Raw genomic sequence first — 4,167 nt, forward strand, 5'->3', positions numbered from 1 at the left:
ATTGAACGGCCCTCAGGATTGTGTCAAGGAGACGGTTCTGCGCTATCAGAAACGGAGAGATACGCTGGTGGGCGGGCTGAATCGAATCGGCTGGCAGGTCGCGAAGCCGCTGGCCACGATGTTTGTGTGGGCACGCATCCCCATCCCCTATCGCCATATGGGCTCGTTGGAGTTTTCGAAACTGTTGCTCAAAAAGGCGAAAGTCGCGGTCTCTCCCGGCATTGGATTCGGCGAAGGCGGCGATGAGTACGTTCGATTTGGGCTGGTGGAGAACGAACATCGCACCAGACAAGCCGTCAGAGGAATCCGCAAAGCCCTCAATCTCGATGGGGGAGAAGAATGAAGTCGCGCATCGGAGTTGGGATCGTGGGGTTCGGCACGGTCGGCACCGGTGTCGCCAAGATCCTCCTCAATAATGCTGCTGTCATGAGTCGCCGCACCGGAGCGCCGATCGAGCTGGTTCGCGTGGCGGATCTGGACATTGAGCGGGATCGGGGAGTGCTGCTGAGACCCGGTCTGTTGACCACCGATATCAAACGAGTGCTGACCGATCCCGACATCGACATCGTGATCGAACTCATCGGCGGTTACGATACCGCGAAGCGAGTCATCCTGGATGCGATCGCTTCCGGAAAGCATGTCGTGACGGCGAACAAAGCTCTTCTCGCCCTTCACGGAGAGGAAATCTTTGAAGCCGCCACCCGCAACGGCGTGAATGTGGGATTTGAGGCCAGTGTCGGAGGCGGGATTCCTGTCATTCGGGCATTGACGGAGGGGCTTGCCGGCAATACCATCGAATCCATCTACGGCATCATCAATGGGACGTCCAACTATATCTTGTCAAGAATGACCCGTGAGGGACACGGTTTTGACGAGGTGCTGAAGGATGCCCAACAAGCCGGTTATGCCGAATCCGATCCGACGTTCGATGTGGCCGGGATCGATTCGGCGCACAAACTCGCGATTCTTGTCAGTCTCGCGTATGGGACGCCCGTCAACGTCAAAGAGATCTATACGGAAGGGATTACCAATATCACCCCGACCGATATCGCCTATGCCAAACAGTTCGGCTGTACGATTAAGTTACTGGGGATCGCGAAACTCGTGGATGGAGAAATCGAGGCTCGAGTCCATCCCACCATGCTTCCCTCCGCTTCGCCTATCGCCCAAGTCGAAGATGTGTACAATGCCATTCAACTGGTCGGAGATGCCGTCGGCGATGTCGTGCTGTATGGGCGAGGAGCCGGATCCATGCCGACCGGGAGCGCCGTGGTCGGCGACGTGATTGCGATCGGGCGGGATCTGCTCAAAGGCGCCATCGGCCGAGTGCCGGTGGCGTCATTTCAGCAGGATCAGCGACGGCCGATTCGGTTGAAGCAGATGGAAGAGATCAGCTCGCTCTATTACTTGCGATTTACAGTCGTGGATCGTCCCGGTGTGTTGGCCCAGATCGCCGGTGAATTGGGCCGCTGCGGGATCAGTATTTCCTCTATGGTGCAACAAGGACGCCGCGAAGGACAGACGGTGCCGGTTGTCATTAAGACCCATACGGCGAGAGAGCGCGACGTCCAAACCGCGCTCCGCGAAATCAATCGGACGGCCTTCGTCTCCGAACCGACGAGGCTCATTCGCGTGGAAGGCAAGGATGAGTGACCGATGAATCGTTGGCGCGGAGTCATTGAGGAATACCGCAAATTCCTCCCGGTCACTGAGAAGACCCCCGTCATCAGCCTGGGAGAAGGAAACACACCCCTGGTGCGCGCCACAAGACTGGCGAGAGCGATCGCGCCGGGAGTTGAGCTCTACTTGAAATTCGAGGGCGTCAATCCGACCGGTTCGTTCAAAGACCGAGGCATGACATTGGCCATCTCGAAGGCCGTGGAGAGCGGCGCGCGAGCCGTGATGTGCGCGTCGACCGGCAACACGTCCGCCTCGGCGGCTGCGTACGGAGCGCGCGCCGGCCTGGCGGTCTACGTGTTGATCCCTGCCGGTAAGATCGCGATGGGTAAACTCTCCCAGGCGATGATGCATCAAGCGACGGTGATCCAGATCGAAGGGAACTTTGATCAGGCCCTGGCGCTCGTGAAAGAGTTTTCAGCCAGCCTGCATATCGAGTTGGTGAACTCCGTGAACCCGTTCAGGATCGAGGGACAGAAGACCGCCGCCTTTGAAGTGTGCGATCAACTCGGCGACGCTCCGGCTCTTCATGTATTGCCGGTCGGGAACGCCGGGAATATCACGGCCTATTGGAAGGGATACAAAGAATATCGCGCGGCGAACCAAACCATGAGAGTGCCTCGCATGATGGGATTTCAAGCCGCGGGCGCCGCGCCGATTGTGTTGGGCAGGGTCGTCGAACAACCGCAGACTATCGCGACCGCCATTCGAATCGGCAATCCCGCCAGTTGGTCCACGGCCTTGAAAGCCGTGGAGGAATCCGCAGGGTCGATCGACATGGTGACGGATGATGAGATTCTCCAGGCCTACCAGGCGGTAGCGGCCATGGAAGGGGTTTTTTGCGAACCGGCTTCGGCCGCTTCAGTCGCCGGCGTGGCCAAGCTGCATCGAGCCAAGGCGCTACGGGAAGGAGAGACGGTGGTATGCACCCTGACAGGGCATGGTTTGAAAGATGCCGATACCGCAATCGGTGTGTCGAAGCAACCGCAAACCGTCAAGGCGACTCGAGAGGACGTTGCCCATTTATTAAACATGTGAAAGACGCGTGGATCTCATGAAATATGTGATCGTACATGCCGGGGGGATGGCGGACCATCCGAGACCGGAACTGGAGGGACGGACACCGCTACACGCCTCATCGACCCCTCATCTCGATCGCCTGGCGCAAATCGGAGAGCTCGGCCAACTCGTGACTCCCGTGGATGGAGTTCGCCACGGGAGCGGATTGATCGGCGCAGCGATTCTTGGATTTGACCCGCGGAAGTTTTACCAGGGCCCCGGGCCGCTGGAAGCGGCGAGTTTGGGCGTATCGGTGACGGAACATGATGTGGTGTATCGCTGCACGATGGTGACTTTGCGACCGGAGGGCGGCAAGGGCGGCGATATTAAGGAGTTAGGGCCGCACGTGATCATGGACGACGCGACGGCCGGATTGATCGAAACCGAAGACGCTCGTGAATTGATCGAAGCGATCAATGAAGCGCTCGGCTCGGAAACCATCCAGTTTTATCCTGGAGCGGGGCATCGTCATTTGATGGTGTGGGTGGATGGAAAGGCGCGAGCCGTCTGCAATGACCCTCAGACGATACTCGGGCAATCCATCGCCGATGCCTTACCCACGGGAGACGGCGCGGATATTCTCCGGAAGTTGATGGATGCCGCGCACCTGATCCTCCGTGACCATCCTGTGAACGAAGAGCGGATCGCGGCGGGGAAGAAGCCGGCAAACTGTGTCTGGCTGTGGGGGGAAGGGCGGGCGGTCATGTGGCCGAGCGTGGCGGAAAAATATGACATCGTCGGAACGGTCGTGGCGACCAGTGACGTCTATCGTGGCGTAGGGATGAACGCGGGGCTCGAAGCGGTGGACCCCGATCGGCTGGTCGGCGGCGATCTTCGCACCAAGGCGACGGTGGCCCTGGAGGAATTGGCCAAGAAGGATTTTGTGTATGTCCATGCCGAATTGACGGATGAGGTGATACACGGGACTGATATCAAGGCCAAAGTCCAAGGTATCGAAGAGTTTGATCGCAATCTGGTCGGACCGTTAGTCGACGGCTTGGCCAAACACGGTCCCTATCGTTTCCTCATCATTTGCGATCAGGAAGAAGATCCACGGAGCCCGGCGTTCTATACGTTTGGTGAAGGAGGGATCACAGGATTGGAGACAGTCGGTCGCCGCTTCACCGAGGCCGATGCGCTTGCCTCGAACATGCCTGCCCGTGATGCAACCAAATTCGTCAACAAATTCTTCTCCAAAAACTGAGCCATGGCGCTGATCGTTCAAAAATACGGAGGCACTTCCGTTGGAACGATTGAGCGGATCCACAGTGTGGCCGATCGGGTGGCTCACACGCAGCGGGAGGGCAATCAGGTCGTCGTCGTGCTCTCGGCAATGAGCGGGGAGACGGATCGCCTGGTCAAGCTCGCGCATGCAGTGACCACTGTTCCGGACGAACGCGAATTGGATATGCTGCTCTCCACGGGAGAGCG

Annotated in this window: 5 protein-coding genes; all 5 read left to right on the top strand. The window is 58.5% G+C overall.

The genetic code is table 11. The features are described from left to right. Positions 1-343, top strand: a 343-nt coding sequence (locus ACOSYY_RS11790) for an aminotransferase class I/II-fold pyridoxal phosphate-dependent enzyme (protein ID WP_421662585.1), incomplete at its 5' end; no start/stop codon positions are given. After that, positions 340-1,653, top strand: a complete 1,314-nt coding sequence (locus ACOSYY_RS11795; RefSeq protein ID WP_421662586.1) for a homoserine dehydrogenase — start codon at positions 340-342, stop codon at positions 1,651-1,653. The genes ACOSYY_RS11790 and ACOSYY_RS11795, both read left to right, overlap by 4 nt. Before the next feature lie 3 nt (positions 1,654-1,656). Further along, positions 1,657-2,715, top strand: a complete 1,059-nt coding sequence (thrC, locus tag ACOSYY_RS11800; protein ID WP_421662587.1) for a threonine synthase — start codon at positions 1,657-1,659, stop codon at positions 2,713-2,715. 16 nt (positions 2,716-2,731) lie between these two features. Continuing rightward, positions 2,732-3,940: a 2,3-bisphosphoglycerate-independent phosphoglycerate mutase gene (gene apgM, locus ACOSYY_RS11805; protein ID WP_421662588.1), complete on the top strand. Its 1,209-nt coding sequence runs from the start codon at positions 2,732-2,734 to the stop codon at positions 3,938-3,940. A 3-nt stretch (positions 3,941-3,943) separates the two neighbouring features. Next, positions 3,944-4,167, top strand: a 224-nt coding sequence (locus ACOSYY_RS11810; RefSeq protein ID WP_526023316.1) for an amino acid kinase family protein, incomplete at its 3' end; no start/stop codon positions are given.

The sequence above is a fragment of the Nitrospira sp. BLG_2 genome (assembly GCF_049222245.1).